The following is a 21,408-nucleotide window of genomic DNA, read 5'->3' as shown; positions in this document are numbered from 1 at the left end:
ACACGTATTTTTATTGTTTCCCGTAAACCAAACAATAAAAAACGTGTCTTTTTTTGGGAGGAAACAAATGGAAAAAACGAACAAATTTGAAACAAATCATTTACTATCATTAATTATTAAAATGTCAATACCCTCAATTTTTTCGATGCTTATTCAGTCTATGTATAACATAGTGGATTCAATATTTGTCGCAAAAATTGGTACGGAGGCGCTAACAGCAGTCTCAATTGCTTTTCCTATCCAAAATTTGATTTTAGCTTTAACGGTGGGATTTGGAACAGGTCTTAATGCCTTTTTATCACGAAAACTAGGTAGTAAAGATAATGAAGAGGCCAATCAAGCAGCTACCCAGGGGATTTTCACTTCACTTTTACACTATTTATTGGTGGTGGTATTAGGTTTAGTATTTGCCAAACCTTTTATGGCCTTATTTTCTGATGATGCTTTAACGCTATCTTTAGGATATGAATATATCAGTGTCATTTTCTTATTCAGTTTTGGCGTATTTATTCATATTACAATTGAAAAGGTTTATCAAGCATCTGGTAATATGATAGCTCCGATGATTTTCCAACTAGTTGGATCGCTGGTCAACATAATTTTAGATCCGATTTTAATATTTGGTTGGTTCGGTTTACCATCTATGGGAATTCGAGGGGCAGCCATTGCTACAGTAATTGGCCAGTTGTCTTCAATGTGTTTAGCCATTTTATTTTTTAAAAAAGGACATATGCCAATTAATTTTGTGTTTAAAAATTTTAAATGGAGCAAGTCCTTAACTCGAGAACTTTATTACAATAGTATTCCCTCATTCTTATTACTTTCAATCGGATCAATTATGGTTAGTGGAATCAATTTAATTTTAGCAACAATTTCTCAGGTAGGTGTACTCATTTTTGGTATTTACTACAAAGTTCAATCTTTTGTTTTCATGCCAATTAATGGTATCGTTCAAGGAACTTTACCAATCATGAGTTATAACTACGGAGCAAAAAATACGAGTCGCCTGCAGGAGAGTCTAAAGTTATCAGTAATTCTTGCTGAAATTTTTAGTGTCATTGGAACAATTATTTTTCTGCTTTTCTCAAAGGAAATTATTTCTTTGTTTAGTACAGATCAAACTGTTTTGACAATAGGTGAACAGGCTTTGAAAATTATTGCTTTGAATTTTTGTTTTGCCAGTATCGGCTACGTCTTTACTTCATATTTTCAAGCTACAGGCAAACAATTTTCTTCAGTCTGCTTAATTTTAATCCGACAACTTATTTTATTATTACCAATGGCATTTATACTGAGTCATTTTTTTGGAATAGCAGGAATTTGGTGGGCTTTTGTATTAACAGAAGCTGTCTGTGTTGGATTTTCTTTTTGGCTATATCGAAGAAAGAGGTAATGGAAGTTAGAAGGATGTTTTATATATAGATTTTGGAATTGATAAGTAAAAGAAAGCCTACTCAAATTTAAAGTGAAAATTTTTATATGCAAAAAGGTACAGCAAATGCTATAGATGGAAAGCGAATCAACTGTGTTTGAAGGTAAAAAGGGGTTAATAGTGATTCTATAAAGAAAAAACGATGCATTCAGTATTATTAAATAAATGCGTCTTTTTTTAGTTTCGACATTAAGAAATATCAAGCAAAATGTTACTTTATCTAATATTCTATTTTTTCGCAAAAAAAAAAATACCACCGCGCACATCCTTTTCGAAATCTCCTAAGAGACCAAGGTTGTACCGGTGGCGTGGGTTTGGCACCCATGGGCCGTGAGGGGCTCGAACCCGCGACCCGCTGATTAAGAGTCAGCTGCTCTACCAACTGAGCTAACGGCCCGTGTTAGCACGTTCATATGTTAGCACTAGGAATCTAAAAATGCAAGAGTAAACTGAGCGGCCTAGTAACTGTGAGTTTTTTCAACTAAATTGTTTCATCGAGTGATTTTTGATAGTATGAAACTTGAGAGGAGCTATCGAAATTGCAGAAAATAAACTTAGAAAACTGGGGAAATCAGATTCAAGAGATTCATTTACCAAGATGGCAAGAATTACCAGAATTTGAATTGTATATGGATCAAGTGATTAATCTGGTGGATCGTTATCTATCTTCTATGATGACCTCTGAAAAAGCCCATTTACTATCGAGTGCCATGGTGAATAATTATGTCAAACATAAATTAATTCCCGCGCCAGTGAAAAAGAGATACAGTCGTGAACATTTAGCATATTTGATGATGATTACAATTTTGAAGCAAGTTTTATCAATTCCAGACATTAAAGCATTAATTGATATGCAGCTGGAAGTAGCGCAAGCCGATGAAGTTTATAATCATTTTTGTGAGGCACAAGAGTCTGCTTTGAAAGAAGTTACTCAGGTTATCAATCGAGATAAAATCACAAATGAAAATTATAAATTTGATTTTCGTCAAATTGCATTATATAGTAGTACTCAATCTTTTGCCCAAAAAATGTTGGCTGAGAAGATTATTTTCGATAACAAAGGTGAAGATTCTGTGAATTCTGACGGCAAAGCTTAAATAAAGTAATAAATAATCCGTTTAAGCCAAAGCTAGATTTTATGAAAAGATGAAACCGTTATGAAAATAATGTATAATGGTAGGGCATGAAGACGATTTTGAAAACAAATAATGAGGTGACAATTTTGAAAAAAATACTAGTCGTTGATGATGAAAAGCCGATTTCTGATATCGTCAAGTTTAATTTAACAAAAGAAGGCTATGAAGTATATACAGCCTATGATGGTGAAGAAGCAATAGAAAAAGTCGAAGAAGTTGTACCCGATTTAATTTTATTAGATTTAATGTTACCTAAAAAAGATGGCTTAGAAGTAGCACGAGAAGTCCGCAAAACCCACGATATGCCAATTATTATGGTGACCGCTAAAGATTCTGAAATTGATAAAGTTTTAGGATTGGAATTAGGAGCTGATGATTATGTGACTAAGCCTTTTTCTAATCGCGAGCTAGTTGCACGGGTAAAAGCTAATTTACGTCGGGGTGGACAAGCACCTAAAGAAGATGAAAGTACGACCCAAAGCGATTTAACAATTGGGGATTTAACGATTCATCCAGATGCTTATGTGGTTACGAAACATGGCGAAACGATTGAACTAACCCATCGTGAATTTGAATTACTGCATTATTTAGCAAAACACATCGGACAAGTGATGACTCGGGAACATTTATTGCAAACCGTTTGGGGTTATGATTACTTTGGTGATGTCCGGACTGTCGATGTAACAGTTCGTCGTTTACGAGAAAAAATTGAAGATAGTCCCAGCCATCCGACTTATTTAGTTACCCGTCGTGGCGTCGGCTATTATTTACGTAATACTGAGGATTAATGAATGAAAAATAAAGTTCGTTTTTACCGGTCAGTCAATTTTAAAATTGCTTTTTCGTTTATTTTAATTTTACTGATTTCGATTGAAATTATCGGCGCGTATTTTATTCGTGGGTTGGAAAAATCAACCATCAATACTTTTACACGAGATATGAATTCACGGGTAGCTAATTTAGCGACGACTTTAGGAACCACCATGTCTGAAAACAATGAGAGCGAGGCAGAAACAGTCCAGCGTCTTCTGGAGAACAATAGTCCTTCAGATATTAAACAAATGTGGGTTGTAGATGACAAAGGAATTGTGTTGGCTACAGGGGATGTCACGGATCGTGATTCCATTGTAGGTAAGAAGAATGAATATAGTGATGTGGATGATTTTACCGTCAAACAATACATTGCTTTAGATGATAATGGACAGAGAGTCTATATCAATGTCCAACCGATTCAGTCCCCGAGCGGTGATTCTGCCGTTATCGGGGCTCTTTATGTTCAGAGTGACATTGAGCAAAAATATGGAGACATCGCTAATACTGCGTTGATTTTCTTTACTGCTTCAATGATTGCTGGTGTGATTTCGATGGTTATTGCTTTATTAGTTGCTCGCTCAATTACCAAGCCGATAGAAGAAATGCGTAAGCAAGCAATGAAAATTGCTCAAGGGGATTATTCTGACAAAGTTGAAATTAGAGGTCATGATGAATTAAGTCAATTGGCGGAAACCTTTAATAAATTGTCAGATCGAATTGAGGATGCCCAAGATACGATGGAAGCAGAACGAAATCGTTTAGATTCTGTGCTTACCCACATGACTGATGGCGTTATTGCCACCGATCGCCGTGGGAAAGTAATTACCATTAATGAAACTGCTCTGTCTTTATTAGATGTGACCAGTGAAGAAGCGATTGGTCAATCCATCTTACCGTTATTGGATTTAGAAGAAAGATACACTTTGCGTAAATTATTGGAAACGCAAGAAGAAATCCTGATTGATCGTGATAATGAATCAGGCGGTGAAGTCGAAACACAAATCTTGCGAGCGGACTTTGCGATGATTCGACGAGATTCTGGCTTTATCAGTGGACTGGTTGTCGTGGTTCATGATGTTACTGAACAAGAAAAAACAGCAGAAGAACGACGTCAGTTTGTATCGAATGTTTCCCATGAATTAAGAACACCATTGACTTCGGTTCGCAGTTATATTGAAGCTTTGGATGAAGGGGCTTGGCGTGATGAAGAAATTGCGCCGCAGTTTATTTCCGTGACTCTAGGTGAAACGGATCGGATGATTCGGATGATTAATGATTTGCTGAATTTATCGCGAATGGATTCCGGTGCCCAGAAGCTGGAACTGGAATTTGTGAATTTTAATGAGCTAGTTGATTATGTATTGGATCGCTTTGATATGATGGTGACGAGTCAAGAGAAAAAATATGTGATTGAACGAGATTTCACTGAACGGGAATTATGGGTGGAAGTTGATACTGACAAAATCATGCAAGTGATTGATAACATTATGAATAATGCGATTAAATATTCACCAGATGGTGGGAAAATCACAGCTCATTTAATGGAAACTCATAATAACGTAGTATTAAGTATTACTGATGAAGGCCTGGGTATTCCGAAAAAAGACTTGGATAAAGTCTTTGAGCGTTTCTACCGAGTAGATAAAGCACGGGCAAGACAACAAGGCGGAACAGGTTTGGGCTTGGCGATTTCAAAAGAAGTAATGAAGGCCCATAAAGGTCAAATCTGGGTGGAGAGCGTAGAAGGAAAAGGCTCAACCTTCTCCATTTCGTTACCGTATGAACCTTATGAGGGGGAATGGTGGGATTGAGAATATCAGAAAAAATTTTACGAGGCATTTTGATTGTCTTGATTCTTTTAAGTATCGTCTTCTCCTATAATATTTGGCTAGCACCAACAAATCGCACACCAAATGTAAACTCAAATACGCAAACAATTAATAATTTAGAACAAAACTATGCCAAAGCAACTGATTCCTATTTACCGATTCGAGGAATTTGGGATCTGGATGGACAAAAATTTCAGACAAATAGCGAAAACTTATTAGCTACGGCTCAAGCACGTTTAACCGAGGCAGATTATGGTGAATTATCGATTGTTGCTCAAGGTGAAGCTGAAATGCAAAACTATTACCAAGTCAATCGAGGGATGGAATTAAACTATGAAGGTCAGTTTTCTTTGGCAGAATATTTGAAAGTTTTTGATATACCGATAAATATCGATAATTTTGATCAACCTAATCGGATTCGTTTTAATAAAATCCAGATTGATTTTGAAAATAATCATATCCGATTTCTTAATTATGCAAGACAGACGGTTTATCAAGGAGATATCACCTTTAGCACGAATACATTGCAAGATATTTACGAAAACAATCAGAGTCGTTTTATTCCAATGACAGAAGAAAATCAAATTATTCCACGGTTATTGCAAACCGAGGGTAACATTCGGTTGAAAAGGTACAATTATATATTGACTACCCAATCCTATTCACTTTTTAGAAATGCCTTTTTCCGGGAACCAGTTGGAGCCAAGGGGCAAGAAAATGAACAAGGTGTTCAATCTTTTGTTAGTGGTCAGGAAGAATTAATCTTAAATGATGATCAGCGTACTGTTGATTTTTCAGGAGAATTGCCTAAAGATGTGCAATCGGATAGTATTTATGCCCAAACCTTTGGCTATGTTAGTCGCTTGGGTACGGGCGTTGGGAATCTGCGTTACTTTGATCGTGAAGGCGGACAGATAACTTATCGGACATTTGTCGAAGGTTATCCGATTTTTAGTGAGTCTGACAAAGGAAAAATGGTCGTAACGATCGGAGATGCCCAGAATGATGAAGCAAAATCAGTCGCGATTCAAATGAGTATGGATACTGTTCAGGTGCCTATTCCATCGGATGAGGAAATTGAGTTATCCAGTTCATTGGAAATGGAAAATCAATTGGTGTACGCGGGCTTGGATATCGATAAGGTCGAAAGTTACATCATTGGTTATACTTGGAGTGATGTAGATGGTGCGAACCGACTAGTATCATTAACACCTGAGTGGTATGTAAAATATGATGGTAATTGGTTTGCAGCAAGTCAACTGATGGCTTCGGTTACGGAGGTGTCTAATGGATTTTAGAAAAATAGAGTGGTTATTCATTCTTGTTTTCATTAGTTTAAATATCTTTCTGTTTAATATTTATCAAAGTAGTCAAGATGATCAACAAGCTGTTACGACAACTTATAATCAAAAAGAAGGCATCACTTCACGTTTAAAAAATGACAATATTACCTTTAAAGGAAAAATTTCTACTAAAAAACCTGAAGGATATTATTTAAGTGCTGAACAAGTCAATGTGATGAATGTCTTAAGTGAAAATAATATTCAAGATATCATGAGTACTTCATCGATATCTGATAATGTTCTGACTAACTATTTAGGGCAACCAAGACGCTTTAATATGAATAGAATAAAGAGTAGTTTTAATCGCGCGATGAAAGATGATAGCTTCATTTATGAAGGGACAAGCTATCAATACATTTCTCATATCTCTAAAGAAGAGAAAGACGATGTGAAAATAGTTGGCGCTCAGAACTATGAGGGCATCCCTTTTATTGATGAAACTTCGCGGGTAACTTTAGATATTGATACTAGTGGTACGAATGCTGAAGTGACGCAATATACCCAAACTTTATTACGCCAGATTGAACCATTACGGGAAAAAATGACCCTTTATTCAGAAGAGGAAATCTTAAATACCTTATACATTAATAACAATATTCCTGCGAATTCAACTATTCAAGATATCTATTTAGGTTATTTTCGAACGATTGAAGTGGGGGAAAAGAATGTATATGTTCCGGTCTGGTTTGTAAAAATACAAACTTCTGATGATGTGAGTCAGATTGAGCGAGTGAATGCTATGAGTAATCAAGTTATTTCCAATAATTTGGTGCCAAAGGTAGAAAATCCGTAAAAAGGGTTGTATACTTAAAGACAGTTTTTAAAGAAGGGACCACTTTTGATGTTAGATATGAATCATACCTTTAATGTCAGTGTTCTGGCTAGTGGCAGCAGTGGGAACTCACTGTTTATAGAGAGTGCAGGCAAAAAAATATTAGTCGATGCTGGCTTAAGTGGCAAAAAAATTATTAGTTTATTAGCTGAAGTCGACCGTAAACCGGAAGACTTAGATGCGATTTTAGTGACCCATGAGCATCGTGATCACATTCATGGCGTGGGTGTATTAGCACGAAAGTATAAATTACCAGTTTATGCGAATGAAAAAACTTGGCAAGCGATGATGCCTCTGATTGGTAAAGTCGATTTGGAACAGAAACAAATTTTTGATATGGGTAAAGTCTTAACTTTTGGTGATATGGATATTGAAAGCTTTGGCGTTTCTCATGATGCAGCAGCACCGCAGTTTTATCGTTTCTATAAAGATGGTCATTCTTTTGTGATGCTGACAGATACCGGTTATGCTAGTGAACATGTGAAGGGAATTATTTCTGATGCCGATGCTTATTTAGTCGAAAGTAATCATGATTTGGAAATGTTGCGGATGGGACCTTATCCTTGGAATTTAAAGCAACGGATTTTAGGAGATCGGGGACATTTATCCAATGAAGATGGCGCCTTAGTGATGACCGACATTATCGGCGATCATACGAAGCGCGTATATCTGGGGCATTTGAGTAAAGAAAACAACATGAAAGAGTTGGCCCATATGACAATGGAAGAAACATTGTTACGCTATGATTTAGGTGTCAATCATCAGTTTCAAATTTTTGATACAGATCCTAATGCCGCTACAGAATTATTTGCTATTTAAAAAATTCCGTCTCAATGAAGAGACGGAATTTTTTTTTTAGATAGTTACGACACTAATATGTTGATTGGGGTGGGTATTATTGACTGCTTCGTCTACCATAGCAATTGCGTAGTCAGCCATACTAATCATAGAGTCGCCATTAGCATCAGTTAACGTGCGGTCATCACTTAAAGTATATTTGCCGGTGCGTTCACCATTTGGTACGAAATAAGATGCAGGGCTAATATAGGTCCAGTGGAGATTCTTGCTGTCTTTTAATTCTAAGAAAGCTTTGTACATATTGTACGCTGTGGGATAATAGCCGGCATTAGGATCTGATAAATCAATCATCCGTTCTGTTTTGGCATCGTCCATAAATAAGGAAGAAGTCCCGCCAAGCACTAATAAACGAGTTTCCGTGCCACTAAGCAGGTCAATTAAATGCTGCAAGGATGTTTGATGTAATTCTTCATGACCACTAGGTGCGCGAAAAGCATCGATGACCACATCAAAAGCAAGCAAATCTTCTTTGGTTAGATCAAATAAATCTTTTTTAACAAAAGGAACGTCAGAAGCTAATTTTTCTGGGCTACGGACAATAGCAGTGACATCCAAATGACGAGCCAGCGCTTCTTTTAAAATCAAAGAACCGGCGTGTCCAGTAGCACCAATTACTGCAATTTTCATATAAAAAACCTCCTATACTGATTTCTCTTTCAGTGTAAGGAGGTTTTTTAAAAAAAGCAAAGAAAAGCAATTATAATAAGCCAGCTTGACGTGCAGCTAATTGGACAATTATTACTAATAAATTCATCCCTACGTGGGTAATCATTGAAGTCCCAATCCGTCCAGTATAACGATATAAGAAACAGAAGAATAAACCTAAGCCGCCATATAATAAATAATGTCCATCAACGTGAGCGGCTGCAAATAAAGCCGAGCTGATTAATGCTGGCAAGATAAAGCCCCAGCGATTTGATAAGGCGCCAAAGATTGCCCGGCGGAAAACCAATTCTTCCATAATCGGTCCTGCGATAGTAGTGGCTAAAATAAATACCATGTTCTCTTGAATCAGTTGAATAATATTTTCAGTATTTTGTGATGCGGTGGGGGCATTGAAAAAAGCCTGTTCCACCATGAGTAAAACATTCTGTAAAAGGATGGAGCCGAAGATTCCTAAGAAGCCAAAGAGAATCATCCAACCGATCGCTTTTGGTTTCTGTTCAATGTTAAATTTTTGACTTTTAAATAGATAGATTAATAGTAATATTGCGCCAATAATATAGGCAAAAGTCGTCATGGTGATGCTTTGGTTTTGAGTAGGTCGAACAATTAAAGCGAAGATCACAGGTGATAGGTAGACCATCAGGTAAGTGATAATTGTTGCGATACTATATTTTTTTGCTGTCATAGATACTTCCTTTAAATTTTTTCTTTTAAGTATAGCATAAATAGATCTAGAAAAAATTTAAAAAAATCAGATGAAAAACTTGCAAAATGAATCGAAAATGAGTATCATAAGAAATGTGAGTTAGCACTCTTTAGTTAAGAGTGCTAATAATAAAAACCAATCAAATTTTGGAGGGATTTATCGTGTTAAAACCATTAGGTGATCGCGTGATTTTAGAAGTAGCGCAAGAAGAAGAAAAAACTGTAGGTGGTTTAGTTTTAGCATCAGCTGCTAAAGAAAAACCCCAAACAGCTAAAGTTGTAGCTATTGGTGAAGGTAGCACACTTGAAAACGGTGAAAAAAGTCCAATGCCAGTTGCCGTTGGTGATATGGTAATGTTTGAAAAATATTCAGGTACAGAAGTAAAATATGAAGGCACTGAATACTTAATTATCTCTGCCAAAGATATTATGGCAATCGTTGAATAATAAAAAATTTTGAGGTGAAAAATCATGACAAAAGAAATTAAATTTGCAGAAGACGCACGGGCAGCAATGCTTCGTGGGGTAGATAAATTAGCGGATACAGTAAAAGTAACATTAGGCCCTAAAGGTCGTAACGTTGTTTTAGAAAAATCTTATGGCTCTCCATTGATTACTAATGATGGCGTAACAATTGCTAAAGAAATCGAATTAGATGACCATTTTGAAAATATGGGGGCTAAATTAGTTTCTGAAGTTGCATCAAAAACCAACGACATCGCTGGTGACGGTACAACAACTGCAACTGTTTTAACACAAGCAATCGTACGTGAAGGCTTGAAAAACGTCACAGCTGGTGCTAACCCAATGGGTATCCGTCGCGGAATCGAATTAGCTACTAAAACAGCAGTTGAAGAATTACACAATATTTCTTCAATCGTTGATTCAAAAGATGCGATCGCACAAGTTGCGGCAGTTTCTTCTGGTAGCGAAGAAGTAGGTAAATTAATCGCTGAAGCAATGGAAAAAGTTGGTAACGATGGTGTTATTACGATTGAAGAATCAAAAGGGATCGATACTGAATTAGATGTTGTAGAAGGTATGCAATTTGACCGTGGTTACTTATCTCAATATATGGTAACTGATAACGATAAAATGGAAGCAGCTTTAGAAAATCCATACATCTTAATCACTGACAAAAAAATCTCTAACATTCAAGATATCTTGCCATTGTTAGAACAAGTATTACAACAATCTCGTTCACTATTAATCATTGCTGATGACGTGGATGGCGAAGCTTTACCAACCTTGGTATTGAACAAAATCCGTGGAACATTTAACGTAGTTGCTGTTAAAGCACCTGGTTTTGGTGACCGTCGTAAAGCGATGTTGGAAGACTTAGCTATCTTGACTGGTGCAACAGTAATTACAGAAGACTTAGGTTTAGAATTAAAAGATGCAACAGTTGAAAACTTAGGTTCTGCTGGTAAAGTTGTAGTAGATAAAGACAATACAACTATCGTTGAAGGCGCTGGCGACAAAGAACGCTTGGCTGAACGAGTAGAATTAATCAAACGCCAAATTGGTGAAACAACTTCTGACTTTGACCGTGAAAAATTACAAGAACGCTTAGCTAAATTAGCTGGTGGGGTTGCAGTGGTTAAAGTTGGTGCGGCAACTGAAACTGAATTAAAAGAATTAAAATTACGAATTGAAGATGCTTTAAATGCGACTCGCGCAGCAGTTGAAGAAGGTATTGTTGCTGGTGGTGGTACAGCATTAGTTAACGTTATCAATAAAGTAACTGAATTAGATGCAGAAGGCGATGCAGCAACTGGAATTAAGATTGTTGTTCGTGCTTTAGAAGAACCAGTACGTCAAATTGCTGAAAATGCTGGCTTCGAAGGTTCAGTTATTATCGACAAATTAAAAACTGCAAATGATGGCTTAGGCTTTAACGCTGCTACTGGCGAATGGGTAAACATGGTGGATGCCGGAATCGTGGATCCAACTAAAGTGACTCGTTCAGCATTACAAAATGCAGCTTCTGTATCAGCATTGTTGTTAACAACTGAAGCAGTTGTTGCTGACAAACCTGCTGAAGGTGGCGCAGCTGCGGCTCCAGCAATGGACCCAAGCATGATGGGCGGCATGATGTAATTCATCAGAATTTTTAGAACTCCGAGAAATCGGGGTTCTTTTTTTCAGCAAAAAACCTTCACTTTGCCTAACGTACAAAGTGAAGGTTTATTTTTTTATTTTGGAAAATATTTTTGCCAGAGGGCGGGATTTTTTATTTGATAAGTTTGGAAAGGACGGCCTTGTTTGCGGTAGATTACGTCACTGGTTAATAAGTCTTGCTGTTCTAAAAATTGCATATATTTGCGGACGGAGACGTGGGAAAAGCCACTTTTTTCCGCTAATTCTGCTACCGTGAAGCTAGCAGGAAATTCCTGCATAGTTTTGTAAATACGAGCCAGTGTGGCTTTGGAGAGTCCTTTTTCCAAAATCAATTCTGCTTTCTTTTGGCTTTTGTCGTAAAATAGCTGGTCAATTTGGGCTTGATTTAATTCTTCATGCTGGAGCATAGTTGTTTTTGCTAAGAAACTTTCAAAGCTTTGGGCAAAGCGCTCATAACTAAATGGCTTCATTAAATAATCTAAAATGCCTAAATGATGGGCGGCTTTTAAGGCTTCAGTTTGGTTCTCAGCTGTGATTAAAATGACTTCACCGGGAAATTCTTGTTGTCGGAGATCTCGCAAAAAGGCTAAGCCATCATCATGTTTTAAGTGTAAATCCAACAAAATTAAATCTATCTGTTCCTCAGCTAGAAGTGTCTGGGCATCATCGGTGGAGGCTGCCTCTAAAATATTCAGTTGGGAGTCAATTTTGGTTAAATAGCTTTGATGGATGAAGGCAACCATCGGATCATCCTCTAAAATTAAAATGGTGGTCATCAATCTCACCTCGATAGTCAGTTTTAAAAATTAATTGTAAGTAATCTTGCTGATAGTGCCAGTCGAATGTGCCATTTAGAGCTTCTAACGTATTGTTGAAATATAAAGTCGAAAATTGTTTTTCAATCGAAGCAACTTGTTCACTAGATGCGACAAATGAATAAGTCGTTTGTAATCGCTGGTCCTGATAATTTATTTGTAGCAATATTTCGGCTGGTAGTTCCCATTGAAATAAGAAATGTTCCACAAAACGGTATAGGTTTAGCAGTTGTTCAGTTACTTTAGGGTCATCGGTTTTAGGAATCTCTGGTGTAATCTCCACCCACAAATGAGATTGTTCTTCTAAAAATTTCTGTCTTTGATTTAATAAAAAACCAGCAATCAATGGATTATTGACTAGGATGGCCAAACGAGAGATTAATTCCTTCTCTGGCTGAATAATGTCTTTTAGATAATCATTGAGTTTTTCGTAGGCACCAAGTTCGGCTAAACCATAAATCACATGGAGTTTGTTCATGAACTCATGGGCCTGATTTTGTAAGGCTGTTGCATAATTGGTGGTGGAAGATAATTGATCAGCTAAAAATAGTGTCTCAGTAGCATTTCTTAAAAATAAGATGGAACCGATTTTGCTATTTTTGACGATGATTGGTGCAGCTGAAAAGAAATAATCCTGTCCAGCTTGTTGGTAAAACTGCTCATTTTTTTGGGATAAATCTAGTTGCCCTAAATCTTCGAAAATATCATTTAGTTTTAAGCCAATCAGCTGTTCATCATTTGCTACTTTTTGTTGGGCAAAAAATTCAGCTTGGTGGTTGGTTAATAATATCTTTTGTTGCAAATCCACCACGAAGACCGCATCTTTGGTTTCATTTAACATGGCGTTGCGTTCTTCTAATAGACGGGCGATTTCTTTTGGTTCTAAATTATGTAATTGTAATTTCAAAAAGTAGGTGATTAAAAAGGCCATCAATAAGCCAATTGCCAAACTGATAAACAAGGCCATCGTATAATCATTTTTCGATTTATTGATTAAACTGCCGAGAGAAGTCGTATTAATTCCTAAGGCAACGACGCCAATCTGTTTGTCCTGATAAAAAACTGGCACAAAGCCTCGTAGTGATTCTCCCAAAGTCCCAGCACTGGTGGAAAGATGTTCTTTTCCTTCTAAAGCTGGCGCTTCATCGCCTCCCTGAAAAGGCTTGCCAATCTGTTGTTGATTTGGGTGAGTGAGCCGCGTACCATCCATATTCAAGATGACGGTAAAGTCTAACTGGTAAAGCTCAGTCACTTTTTGACTAAAGGCTTGTAATTCATCAGAAGATTCGCCCTTTTCCAGAGCATTCAACACCCGTGAATCGTCAGCAATTAATTTTCCCGTTCTCAAAAGTAAATTGCCTTCCTCTTTTTGAATATAGCGGGTATTTTGATAAGAAATCAGTAAATAAAACAAGGTTGTCACCACTAATAGTACCGAAATAAAACTAATTGCCAATAATATCCACAAACGTAAGCCTTTTTTCATAGGAACCCTCCAATTTTCAGTATAACACAATCAGAGTGTAGCGCTTTTTCTTTGTGAAAAGCACCACTTACTTTCTTTAGTTAAATAAGTTAAATAAACTATTTTGTTGAAACCGGATACATTATATTAAGCATATCAAAGAGATACACAAGGAGGAAACAAAATGGATCAGAAGTTAAATAAAACTGTTTTAGCCAAAGAAGAGCTAGCTGAAAAAACAAAATGGTGGCAGAAAATTCAGATTGGCTCCGTCAGTCTACCTGTCTATGCGACGATGGCAACCATTATTTTCATCACGGGGATGCTACAAGAATTACCGGTTAATATGTTGGGTGGCTTTGCGGTTATCTTGACGCTAGGTTGGTTGTTAGGAACCATCGGCGGCAATATTCCGATTCTGAAAAATTTTGGTGGTCCGGCAATTTTTTCATTATTAGTTCCATCGATTCTAGTATTTTATAATTTAGTTAACCAAAATATTTTAGACAGTGCCGACATTTTAATGAAGCAAGCTAACTTTTTATATTTTTACATTGCTTGTCTAGTCTGTGGTAGTATTTTAGGGATGAACCGTAAGATTTTGGTCCAAGGCTTGTTGCGGATGATCGTGCCAATGATGATTGGCATGATTTTAGCGATGGGTGTGGGAACTTTAGTAGGTGTCTTAGTTGGTTTGGATTGGCAGCATACTTTGTTCTTTATTGTTACGCCCGTATTAGCTGGCGGAATTGGTGAAGGAATCTTACCATTATCATTAGGTTACAGCGCAATTACTGGTTTAGGTAGTGAACAATTAGTGGCACAATTAATTCCAGCGACGATCATCGGAAACTTCTTTGCGATTATGTGTACTGGCTTACTAAGCCGTCTAGGTGAAAAACGACCAGAGCTATCTGGTAAAGGCCAATTAATCAAGTTTAAAAAAGGTGAAGTGGATGATTTAGCTAGCGCCTTGGATGAAAAAGATGAGCCGATTGATTTGAAAAAAATGGGTGCGGGCGTACTAACTGCTTGTACATTATTCATTCTAGGTTCTCTATTACAGGCGTTGACAGGTTTCCCTGGCCCTGTTTTAATGATTGTGGCAGCAGCTTTGTTAAAATATTTAAACATTGTGCCAAAAGATACGCAAAAAGGCTCGAAAATGTTGTACAAGTTTATTTCTAGTAACTTTACTTTCCCATTAATGGCTGGCTTAGGCTTGTTGTATATCCCATTAAAAGATGTTGTCGGCGCCTTAACTTGGCAGTATTTTGTAGTGGTTATCAGTGTGGTATTCACAGTCATTGCGACTGGCTTTGTGGTAGCTCGTTTTATGAATATGCATCCAGTGGAAGCCGCAATTATTTCAGCCTGCCAAAGTGGTATGGGTGGAACTGGTGATGTGGCGATTTTAAGTACAGCTAATCGGATGAACTTGATGCCTTTTGCCCAAGTAGCAACTCGTTTAGGTGGGGCAATTACCGTTATTACCATGACAGCTATTTTAAGAATGATTTTTTAAAAATATGATAATCGAAACTCAAGGAGGAAATCTCAAATGTCAGATGTAAAAGAATTAGCTTTAGAACAAGCGCGAAAAAATGGTGGAAAATTAGCAGTGGTTTCAAAAGTGCCGATTGAAAACCGTGAAGATTTAAGTATTGCTTACACCCCTGGAGTGGCAGCTGTATCCTCAGCGATCGCAGAAGATAAGAATTTAGCCTATGAATTAACTACCAAAAAAAATACGGTGGCAGTCGTCAGTGATGGCTCGGCAGTCTTAGGCTTAGGCAATATTGGTCCCGAAGCAGCGATGCCTGTAATGGAAGGGAAATCAGCTTTGTTCAAACGCTTTGCTGAAGTTGATTCTGTCCCCATCGTATTGGATACCCAAGATGTAGAAGAAATTATTCAAACGGTGAAAATGATTGCACCAACATTTGGTGGGATTAACTTAGAAGATATCAGCGCCCCTCGTTGTTTTGAAATCGAACGTCGTTTAATAGAAGAATTAGATATTCCCGTTTTTCATGATGATCAACACGGCACCGGCATTGTTGTGTTAGCCGCCTTATATAATGCCTTGAAATTAGCTGAAAAGAATATCGAAGAAATCAAAGTCGTCGTCAATGGTGGCGGCTCAGCAGGATTGTCTATCAGCCGGACATTCTTAGCAGCCGGTGTAAAAAATGTGACGATTGTCGATCGTTTCGGTATTATCAATGAAAAAGAAGATGCAGAATATAATCCTTACCATAAAGAAATTGCTAAAGTAACCAATCGTGATTTCTTGTCTGGTGACTTATCAGTAGCATTAAAAAATGCAGATGTATTTGTCGGCGTATCAGCTCCAGGTGCTTTAAAAGCCGAATGGATTCAAACCATGAATCAAAAACCAATTATTTTTGCCATGGCGAATCCAACACCAGAAATTTTCCCAGAAGAAGCTTTAGCCGCTGGTGCTTACATTGTCGGAACTGGTCGGAGTGATTTCCCGAACCAAATCAATAATGTCTTGGCTTTCCCAGGAATATTCCGTGGCGCCTTAGATGCTCGAGCAAAGAAAATTACGATGGAGATGAAAGTAGCAGCCGCAAAAGGGATTGCTAGCTTGGTTCCAACAGAAGAACTTTCTACTACCAACATTATCGCCGATGCCTTCAATGAAAATGTCGCAAAGGTTGTCGCTGAAAGTGTCAGTCAAGCAGTAAAATAGTTTGTTAAAGAAGTTAGCCAAAGAGGCTGACTTCTTTTTTTGTGTTAAATATTTAGTCTTTTTCTTTAACGGGGATGAGGACTTCGAATATCTGGTCTTCTGAGTGTTCGGATGTGGCTTCATCTTGCCAAAGCAGTTCCCAGATGTCACCATCGAGGACTAAGTTGTGTTCCTTTAGGTAATTTCTAAAGCGGTTATTGAAAATATTGATGTTGTGAATCTCATCTTTCATAAAGCCTGATACATAATAACCGGCGGGACGTTTGACAATTTTTTGAGCTTGATAAAGTGGCAATCGTTCGTCAGAGATTCTTACAAGAGCGCGGTAGGGAGCTGCGTGAAAGTTTTCTTCATAAAAGGCAGCGCCGTCTACTAAAAAACCAATCGGATAGCCACTAAATAAGTCTTTACTGTCGACGGAAGAGTAGAAACGACCATATATTTCCACCGAGTCCATACCGCCGACACTGTCGATAGTATCTGAAATGACAAAAGATTCAGCTTCACGGTAACTATAAGTGATTGATTCCAAATCAAAATTCTTTAGAGTTTCATAGCGATTGATATAACTGTCTAAAGATGTGCGAATATCTTTTAAGGCGGTTATTTGTTGGTCAACCTTAGATCGTTGGCGGTAGAACTCTTGTACAGCGTAATCTACATTTCGGTTTTTTAGAAAAGTGTGAATCTCTTCTAAAGGCATACCGATATTTTTAAGAAGTAAGATGACATCTAATTCAAAATATTGATCGATTCCATAATAGCGATAACCATTTTCGCCGATCTTGATGGGTTTGAATAGATCGATTTGATCATAATAGATGAGTGTTCGCCTGCTGATGCCAGCATATTTACCCATTTCGCTGATTGAGAGATATTTTTTCATAAGAAATTCCTTTTTCTGCTTGACTGTGACGTTACGTTACAGTTTATTCTATCACTTTAGAAGGAGGAGTAAAAGATGAAATTATTTAAAATCTTTTTCAAGAATTATCGTAAGATGTTCTTGGCAACCTTCATCTTAATGATCTTGCAAGCTGTGGGAACACTAATGATTCCGTACTATGTTGCTGAAATTATTGATGAAGGAATACTAACGCAGGATCAAGGAGCTATCTGGCGTAATGGGGGATTAATGTTGGGGGTAGCTGTAGTTACCGGGATTGTTTCCATCATTGCCAGTTATTATTCTGCGATCTTAGCCGGGCGCTTCGGCTATTTTTTACGTAAAGGCTTGGTTGAGAAGACCCAAAGCTTGTCATTAGCAGAGATGGAAGAGTTCGGTACGCCGACACTTTTAGCGAGGACGACTAGTGATATTACCAATATTCAACAAATTTTGATGATGGTATTTCAAATGATCATCCCAGCTCCTTTAATCTGCATTGCTTCGATTGTATTGACGGGAGCGATCTCTTGGCGCTTTATTTGGATTCCTACAGTATCGATTGTACTATTTTCAATTGTCTCGTTAGTGATAATCAAAAAGGCGATTCCATTAGCAGATATTATGCAACAAAGAATGGATAAGATGATGCAAGTGCTTAGAGAATTCTACACAGGCGTTCGGGTGATTCGTGCTTTTGACAAAACTAAATTCGAAAAAGAGCGTGCTGATAAAACATTTAGTAGTTATGCTGATGTGATGATTCGAGTGAATAAGATGTTTGCTGTCTTGAACCCGACGGTGAATTTGGTGATGGGATTGGGAATGACCGCTGTCTTGGCTTTTGGTGGCGTCTTAGTCTTACAAGGAAATGTCCCAATCGGTAGTTTAACAGCTATCAGCGAGTATACTATTTTAAGCTTATGGTTCTTGACGATGGCGGCGATGGTGATCGTAATGATACCTAAAGCCTTAGCTTCATTAGAACGGATCGACGAAGTCTTGGCAAAAGAAGAAGAAATCGTTGATGGAGCTAAAAATAGTTTTTCAGCAAGAAAAGATGGTCCAATTGCGGTATTTGATCAAGTAGATTTTGCTTACAGTGGAGCAGAAGAAGCTGTTTTATCTGATATTACTTTTGACATACCTGTCGGGACTACCGCGATTGTCGGAGGAACTGGCTCAGGTAAAAGTACCATTGCTAAAGCCTTGCTGCGTTTTAGAGATACATCAAAGGGCGAGATTCGTTTCTTAGGAGAATCAATCAAGGATGTCTCCCAGAATACTTTAAGAGATCGGATCAGTTATGTACCTCAGAAGGCTTTTTTATTTAGCGGCACAATTGAAGACAATTTCTTATTTGGGAATCCTGCGGCGACTAAGGAAGAGATGCAGCAGGTGGCTAAGATTGCGCAGGCGGATGCGTTTATTAATGGATTGGATGATCAATATCAGGCAACGGTTGCCCAGAAAGGGAATAATTTCTCCGGTGGTCAAAAGCAACGTCTGAGTATTGCCCGAGCCTTGATCAAGCCAGCGGATTTGTATTTTTTTGATGACAGCTTTTCAGCCTTGGATTATCAGACAGATGCGAAGTTACGGCAGGCTTTGAAGACTTATTTAAAGGATGCGGCAGTCGTGATTGTTGCGCAGCGTCTTTCTACTATTAAAGATGCCGATCAAATAATTGTTTTAGAAGAAGGAAAAATTGTAGGCAAAGGGACCCATCAAGAATTATTAACGACTTGTCGTGTGTACCAAGAATTTGCCAAATCTCAAGGAATGGAGGAGAAAAAGCATGAGCATGAAGCAAGTTGATGAAAGAGTAGATACAGAAATGCCGAAAGATATGAAAAAAACCGGCTTGCGTCTATTTAAACTGTTGGCGATTCAAAAAAGCCGCTTTTTAATTATTATTACTTCCGCGATTTGTTTTGCGGCTTTGATGGCGATTACTCCTTTAATCTTAGGTTGGGGATTAGATGCGATCATTGCCTTATTTCAGAACAATCAGTTTTCTTTAAATCGTCTAGTGTCTGTTTTAACACGTCCAGTGCTTTTCTTATTTCTGACTTGGATCGGGGTATCCTTATTCTCGTTGCTGCAGGAATATACTATGGCTAGTGTTGCGGAAACGCTGACCCTGCGATTAAGAAAAACTTTAACTGAAAAGTTGAATCGCCTACCGATGAACTTTTTTGACCAATACAAGACTGGCGATATTCTAACTAGAGCTACTTTAGATTTGGATAAAGTTTCTGAAGTCTTGCAAGTGGGTTTAATGCAGATGATTTCAGCGATTCTTTCTATCGTGATTGGCTTAGGCTTGATGATTTACTTAAGTCCTTTACTGACGATTGGGATTGTAGTGATTCTACTGATTAGTTTATTTTTAACGAATTATTTGGCTAATAAGAACCAAGAATATTTTTCTCAAAACCAAGTAGCTTTAGGTGCTGTGGGAACGAAGGCGGAAGAGGATTATTCAGGAAATTTAGTCATCAAGGCGTATAATCGTCAAAAAGAAACGATGGAAGAGTTAGATGAATTAAATGAAGCGCAATTTCAAGCTTTTAAAAAAGCACAGTTTGTCAGCTTCGCTATTAATCCGTTGATTCGATTAGTGAATCAATTAGGCTTCGTAACTAGTGCAGTTGTCGGCGGGATCATGGTGATTAATGGTCAGATGTCGATTGGTTTAGTGCAGGCTTATTTACAATATGTCAATCAAGTCTCCGAGCCTATTACTCAAGTTTCTTATGTCATCAATAGTCTGCAAAGTGCTTTTGCGGCGCTAGAACGAATTTTTGAAATTTTGGATCAAACTGAGGAAAGTGAGGAACCCTTGTCCTTGCCTGTTCCAGAAAAAGTACTGGGGGAAGTTACCTTTAAGCACGTAGCCTTTGGTTATCAACCAGAGCATTTATTAATGGAAGATGTCAATTTCAAAGTCAAACCCAAACAAATGGTAGCCATCGTTGGACCAACTGGTGCGGGGAAAACGACTATGATCAATTTGTTAATGCGTTTTTATGATTTAAATAGTGGAAAGATCGAAATCGATGGTAAAAACGTTAAGCATTTTTCCCGAGCAGCGATTCGTCGCAAGTTCGGGATGGTGCTGCAGGATACTTGGATGTTTGAAGGCACAGTGGCAGACAACATTGCTTACGGCAATCCAGATGCTACACGTCAAGAAGTGATCCAAGCTGCCAAAGCTGCCCAGTGCCATCACTTTATTCGGACATTGCCGAATGGTTACGACACGATCATTTCTTCTGAGGATGGTCAGATTTCTCAGGGTCAGCAACAACTGCTGACGATTGCCCGTGCTATCTTGGCTGATCCACAAATCCTCATTCTTGATGAAGCGACTTCAAGTGTCGATACAAGAACCGAAGAAATGATTCAACAAGCGATGAATCAATTAACTAGCGAGCGAACAAGCTTCGTCATTGCTCATCGACTATCAACGATAAAAAATGCTGATCTGATTTTGGTGATGAAGAATGGCTCAATTATTGAACAAGGCAGTCATCGCAGCCTAATGGAAAAAGGCGATTTTTATGCCAATCTTTATAATAGCCAATTTGCGCCAGTGTAAAAGGAAAGCTCGACAATTGTGTCGGGCTTTTTCTTATGCCAAAATCTTGCAGAAAATTTGTCAAAGATCGACTTTTTTATGGGAAAAGACTCATCAAAGAAGAAAAAAGTTTTTTTAAGCAGAAAAATAAATCGTTAACTTACAACTGAAAAATCGAAAAAAGATTTCCAGTTTGCGGAAATAT

Annotated in this window: 18 protein-coding genes and 1 tRNA gene; 13 read left to right on the top strand and 6 right to left on the bottom strand. The window is 37.8% G+C overall.

All coding sequences use genetic code 11. The features are described from left to right. The first annotated feature begins 13 nt into the window (after positions 1 to 13). Positions 14 to 1,393, top strand: a complete 1,380-nt coding sequence (locus tag ID741_RS00410) for an MATE family efflux transporter (protein WP_438718708.1) — start codon at positions 14 to 16, stop codon at positions 1,391 to 1,393. A gap of 363 nt (positions 1,394 to 1,756) precedes the next feature. Here the strand turns inward: ID741_RS00410 and ID741_RS00405 are convergent. After that, a tRNA-Lys gene (locus tag ID741_RS00405) sits at positions 1,757 to 1,829 on the bottom strand. Positions 1,830 to 1,971: 142 nt separating this feature from the next. On the opposite strand from ID741_RS00405, the gene ID741_RS00400 reads away from it, so the two are divergent. The 6 genes from ID741_RS00400 to ID741_RS00375 all read left to right on the top strand — a co-directional run bounded on the left by ID741_RS00400 (position 1,972) and on the right by ID741_RS00375 (position 8,204). Continuing rightward, positions 1,972 to 2,529 (top strand): DUF1836 domain-containing protein, encoded by a 558-nt coding sequence (locus ID741_RS00400; protein WP_218324448.1) that lies wholly within the window; start codon positions 1,972 to 1,974, stop codon positions 2,527 to 2,529. Between the two features lie 125 nt (positions 2,530 to 2,654). Continuing rightward, the gene (yycF, locus tag ID741_RS00395) at positions 2,655 to 3,356 is read left to right on the top strand and encodes a response regulator YycF (protein WP_218324449.1); all 702 of its coding nucleotides are present in this window, start codon (positions 2,655 to 2,657) and stop codon (positions 3,354 to 3,356) included. 3 nt (positions 3,357 to 3,359) lie between these two features. Then, on the top strand, positions 3,360 to 5,192 hold the full coding sequence (gene walK, locus ID741_RS00390) for a cell wall metabolism sensor histidine kinase WalK (RefSeq protein WP_218324450.1): 1,833 nt from the start codon (positions 3,360 to 3,362) through the stop codon (positions 5,190 to 5,192). Beyond that, positions 5,189 to 6,508 (top strand): YycH family regulatory protein, encoded by a 1,320-nt coding sequence (locus ID741_RS00385; protein WP_218324812.1) that lies wholly within the window; start codon positions 5,189 to 5,191, stop codon positions 6,506 to 6,508. Before walK ends, ID741_RS00385 begins: the two co-directional genes overlap by 4 nt. Next, the gene (locus ID741_RS00380; RefSeq protein WP_438718707.1) at positions 6,498 to 7,346 is read left to right on the top strand and encodes a two-component system regulatory protein YycI; all 849 of its coding nucleotides are present in this window, start codon (positions 6,498 to 6,500) and stop codon (positions 7,344 to 7,346) included. The genes ID741_RS00385 and ID741_RS00380 overlap by 11 nt, the downstream gene beginning before the upstream one ends. A 48-nt stretch (positions 7,347 to 7,394) precedes the next feature. Next, on the top strand, positions 7,395 to 8,204 hold the full coding sequence (locus ID741_RS00375; RefSeq protein ID WP_438718706.1) for an MBL fold metallo-hydrolase: 810 nt from the start codon (positions 7,395 to 7,397) through the stop codon (positions 8,202 to 8,204). Positions 8,205 to 8,240: 36 nt separating this feature from the next. On the opposite strand, the gene ID741_RS00370 is transcribed toward ID741_RS00375, so the two are convergent. Then, positions 8,241 to 8,870, bottom strand: a complete 630-nt coding sequence (locus ID741_RS00370; protein WP_438718705.1) for an NAD(P)-dependent oxidoreductase — start codon at positions 8,868 to 8,870, stop codon at positions 8,241 to 8,243. 70 nt (positions 8,871 to 8,940) lie between these two features. After that, positions 8,941 to 9,594, bottom strand: coding sequence for a CPBP family intramembrane glutamic endopeptidase (locus ID741_RS00365; RefSeq protein ID WP_218324454.1), 654 nt, complete (start codon positions 9,592 to 9,594; stop codon positions 8,941 to 8,943). A 182-nt stretch (positions 9,595 to 9,776) separates the two neighbouring features. On the opposite strand from ID741_RS00365, the gene groES reads away from it, so the two are divergent. Both groES and groL read left to right on the top strand, forming a co-directional pair. After that, on the top strand, positions 9,777 to 10,061 hold the full coding sequence (gene groES, locus ID741_RS00360; RefSeq protein WP_218324455.1) for a co-chaperone GroES: 285 nt from the start codon (positions 9,777 to 9,779) through the stop codon (positions 10,059 to 10,061). 24 nt (positions 10,062 to 10,085) lie between these two features. Continuing rightward, positions 10,086 to 11,714 (top strand): chaperonin GroEL, encoded by a 1,629-nt coding sequence (gene groL, locus ID741_RS00355; RefSeq protein WP_438718704.1) that lies wholly within the window; start codon positions 10,086 to 10,088, stop codon positions 11,712 to 11,714. Between the two features lie 95 nt (positions 11,715 to 11,809). Here groL and ID741_RS00350 read toward each other — a convergent pair whose 3' ends face one another. Together ID741_RS00350 and ID741_RS00345 are read right to left on the bottom strand one after the other, a co-directional pair. Then, on the bottom strand, positions 11,810 to 12,511 hold the full coding sequence (locus ID741_RS00350; RefSeq protein ID WP_438718703.1) for a response regulator: 702 nt from the start codon (positions 12,509 to 12,511) through the stop codon (positions 11,810 to 11,812). After that, complete coding sequence (locus ID741_RS00345) at positions 12,483 to 14,036, bottom strand: Spo0B domain-containing protein (protein WP_438718702.1); 1,554 nt, start codon at positions 14,034 to 14,036, stop codon at positions 12,483 to 12,485. Before ID741_RS00345 ends, ID741_RS00350 begins: the two co-directional genes overlap by 29 nt. A 163-nt stretch (positions 14,037 to 14,199) precedes the next feature. On the opposite strand from ID741_RS00345, the gene ID741_RS00340 reads away from it, so the two are divergent. Continuing rightward, positions 14,200 to 15,540, top strand: coding sequence for a 2-hydroxycarboxylate transporter family protein (locus ID741_RS00340; RefSeq protein ID WP_438718701.1), 1,341 nt, complete (start codon positions 14,200 to 14,202; stop codon positions 15,538 to 15,540). A 36-nt stretch (positions 15,541 to 15,576) separates the two neighbouring features. Then, the gene (locus ID741_RS00335) at positions 15,577 to 16,734 is read left to right on the top strand and encodes an NAD(P)-dependent malic enzyme (protein ID WP_218324460.1); all 1,158 of its coding nucleotides are present in this window, start codon (positions 15,577 to 15,579) and stop codon (positions 16,732 to 16,734) included. Positions 16,735 to 16,786: 52 nt separating this feature from the next. On the opposite strand, the gene ID741_RS00330 is transcribed toward ID741_RS00335, so the two are convergent. Continuing rightward, the gene (locus ID741_RS00330; RefSeq protein WP_218324461.1) at positions 16,787 to 17,620 is read right to left on the bottom strand and encodes a MerR family transcriptional regulator; all 834 of its coding nucleotides are present in this window, start codon (positions 17,618 to 17,620) and stop codon (positions 16,787 to 16,789) included. A gap of 75 nt (positions 17,621 to 17,695) precedes the next feature. Here ID741_RS00330 and ID741_RS00325 point away from each other — a divergent pair, with 75 nt between their 5' ends. Together ID741_RS00325 and ID741_RS00320 are read left to right on the top strand one after the other, a co-directional pair. Beyond that, positions 17,696 to 19,438: an ABC transporter ATP-binding protein gene (locus ID741_RS00325; RefSeq protein WP_438718700.1), complete on the top strand. Its 1,743-nt coding sequence runs from the start codon at positions 17,696 to 17,698 to the stop codon at positions 19,436 to 19,438. After that, a complete protein-coding gene (locus tag ID741_RS00320; protein ID WP_438718699.1) occupies positions 19,419 to 21,224 on the top strand; it encodes an ABC transporter ATP-binding protein in 1,806 nt (601 codons plus the stop codon). Before ID741_RS00325 ends, ID741_RS00320 begins: the two co-directional genes overlap by 20 nt. Positions 21,225 to 21,408: the final 184 nt, after the last annotated feature.

Source organism: Enterococcus sp. AZ103 (genome assembly GCF_051714685.1).
In the GTDB taxonomy this organism is placed as follows: Bacteria; Bacillota; Bacilli; order Lactobacillales; family Enterococcaceae; genus Enterococcus_A; species Enterococcus_A alishanensis.
This window is presented reverse-complemented; position numbering and strand designations above follow the sequence as displayed.